2 protein-coding genes and 1 pseudogene are annotated in these 2528 nt (G+C 70.1%); all 3 read right to left on the bottom strand.

All coding sequences use genetic code 11. The features are described 5' to 3' along the window. Positions 1 to 233 (bottom strand): annotated as a pseudogene (locus ACDELDRAFT_RS21295) (phenylacetic acid degradation protein); the annotation flags it as partial. 146 nt (positions 234 to 379) lie between these two features. Continuing rightward, positions 380 to 1375, bottom strand: coding sequence for a Bug family tripartite tricarboxylate transporter substrate binding protein (locus ACDELDRAFT_RS21290; protein ID WP_005800335.1), 996 nt, complete (start codon positions 1373 to 1375; stop codon positions 380 to 382). 29 nt (positions 1376 to 1404) lie between these two features. Beyond that, positions 1405 to 2528 (bottom strand): class I adenylate-forming enzyme family protein (locus tag ACDELDRAFT_RS21285; RefSeq protein ID WP_005800333.1); only part of this gene is annotated, 1124 nt, incomplete at its 5' end.

The raw sequence follows: 2528 nt of genomic DNA, 5'->3' as shown, positions 1-2528 counted from the left end.
GCCAGCGTGCAGTCCAGCAGCGTGGCGATCGAGCCGCCATGCACCTCGCCGCGGCTGTTGGCCTGGTCTGCCTGAAAGCCCATGCGCACCTGGGCCATGTCGTGGCCGATGCGCTCGCCGCGCAGCGCCATGGCGCGTGCCATGGCCATGGGCAGGCCAAAGAACATGTCGGGGGCTTCGCCGGCGAAGGGGCTGGCGGGGATGTTGTCGTGGGCAGTGGACTGGTGTTGCATGGCGTGGATTGTCAGTTGTTCATGGCAGGCCTGCACGGCACGGCCCAGGCGCGGGCAGCCGCGCAAGGGCCGGCCCGCCGCGCTGGCTGTGTCCCCCTTGCCAGGCGAAGCCGAGAGCGGGGGGGCACGTAGCGGTTCAGCGGGTGTCAATCCACTTTTGCGCCCGTGGACTTGACCACAGCGGCCCAGCGCGTGATCTCGCGCTCGATGTGTGCCTGCAGCGCCTCGGGGGTGGAGCCCACGGGCTCGTAGCCCCCAGCGGCCAGCTGCGATTGCAGCTGGGGCTGGCGCAGCGCGGTGGCAACCTCGCGGCTCAGGCGCTGGGTGATCTCGGGCGGCGTGCCGGCTGGCGCGATCAGCGCATACCAGCCCGTTACGTCAAAGCCGGCAATGCCCTGCTCCTGCACCGTCGCCACCTCGGGCGCAAGGGCCGAGCGCTGCGGGCTGGTGACGGCCAGCGCATGCATGCGCCCGCCGCGGATGTGCGGCATGGAAGTGGAGATGCTGTCGAACGTGAGGTCGATGTCGCCGGCCAGCATGGCGTTGACCACGCCGGCGCTGCCCTTGTAGGGCACATGCGTCATCTTGATGCCGGCAATGCTGCTGAAGTATTCGGCCGCCAGGTGCCCGGTGTTGCCGTTGCCGGCCGAGCCAAAGGTGAGTTTGCCCGGCGCCGCCTTCGCCGCCTGGATCAGTTCCTGCATGTTCCGGGCGGGCAGCTTGCCGCTGGCCGCCACCACCATGGGCAGGTTGGCCACCAGCGACACGGGCGCGAAGTCCTTGCGCGTGTCGTAGGGCAGCTTGGGGTAGAGGCTGTCGTTGATGGCATGCGCCGCCAGCACCATGAACACGGTGTAGCCATCGGGCTTGGCCCGCGCCACATACTGCGAGGCCAGCGTGCCGCCTGCACCCGGTTTGTATTCCAGCACCACGGGCTGGCCCAGCTGCTGCTGCAACTGCATGGCCAGCGGCCGCCCCAGCAGGTCGGCGCTGCCGCCGGGCGGGTAGGGAATCACGAGCTGGATCGGCTTGGCGGGCCAGGCGTCTGCCCCATGGGCGGCAGGGGTCAGCAGGGCGGCGGCACCCAGGGCGACGCTGGCAAGCACGGCGCGGCGCTGCCGCGAGAGGTGGGGCAAGGACATGGCGGTCTCCTGGTGGTGGGGGAAGAAGGTCAGCCGGCTGCGGGTGCGCTCAGCAGGTACTGCTCGCGCAGCGTGCGCTTGAGCACCTTGCCGATCTCGCTGCGCGGCAGGCGCTCGACCAGCCGCAGGTCGGCCACGCGCTGGGTCTTGCCCACGCGGGTGTTGAGCCATTCGCGCAGCTCCTCGGCGATGGGCTGCGCGCCCGAACGCGCCACCACGTAGGCGACGGGGGTCTCGCCCCACTGCTCGGAGGGCACGCCCACCACCGCGCACTCGGCCACCTCGGGGTGCTGGCACAGCTCGGCCTCGATGTCGCTTGGGTAGACGTTGAAGCCGCCCGTGATGATCATGTCCTTCTTGCGGTCGCCCAGCACGATGAAGCCCTCCGCATCCAGCCGGCCCACGTCGCCGCTGCGGATGTAGCGCCGGCCTTCGGTGTCGAACCACTCGGCCTCGCGCGTCTTGTCCGGCAGGCGGTAGTAGCCGCTCATCATGCCGGCCGAGCGGCCCACGATCTCGCCCTGCTCACCGGCGGGCAGCTCGCGCCCCTCCTCGTCGATGAAGCGGATGTCGGCGCCCTCGCCGGGGCGGCCCACGGTGTGCAGCTTGGTCGGGTGGTCATGGCAGTGCAGCTCGCAGCGCACGCCGCCTTCGGTCATGCCGTAGTACTCGATGAGCCGGCCTGGCCAGCGCCGCAGCACCTCGGCCTTGAGCGTGGCGCTGAAGGGCGCGCTGGTGCAGAACTTGTGCTGCAGCCGGCTCAAGTCGGTGCGGTTGAAATCCGGGCAAGCCATGAGGCGCTGGTATTGCACGGGTACCAGCATGGTGTGGGTGGCGCCGTGCTGCTCGGCCAGCGCCAGGTAGCGCGAGGCATCGAACTTGCGCATCAGCACCAGCGTGCCGCCCAGTGCCAGCGTGGGCAGCGCCGCCACCAGCGTGGTGTTGGAGTACAGCGGCGTGGCGCACAGCGATACGGCATCCGGCCCATAGCCGTTGGTGACCGCGCGCCGCACATGCGCCCAGCGCATGGCCCAGGACTGCACGATGCCTTTGGGTACGCCCGTGGTGCCCGAGGAATAGATCACGTTGAACGGCCAGTCGGGCGCGGGCGTGATCGGCGCCGGTGCGCCGTCGCCCTGGGCCAGCCATTGCG

The sequence above is a fragment of the Acidovorax delafieldii 2AN genome, assembly GCF_000175235.1.
In the GTDB taxonomy this organism is placed as follows: Bacteria; Pseudomonadota; Gammaproteobacteria; order Burkholderiales; family Burkholderiaceae_C; genus Acidovorax; species Acidovorax delafieldii_B.
Note: the sequence above shows the minus strand (reverse complement) of the source record. Positions and strands in the feature narration are given on the sequence as shown.

Bases quoted from the DNA above. Each gene is read 5' to 3' on its own strand.
- ACDELDRAFT_RS21290 (WP_005800335.1), bottom strand. From the start codon at position 1,375: ATGTCCTTGCCCCACCTCTCGCGGCAGCGCCGCGCCGTGCTTGCCAGC.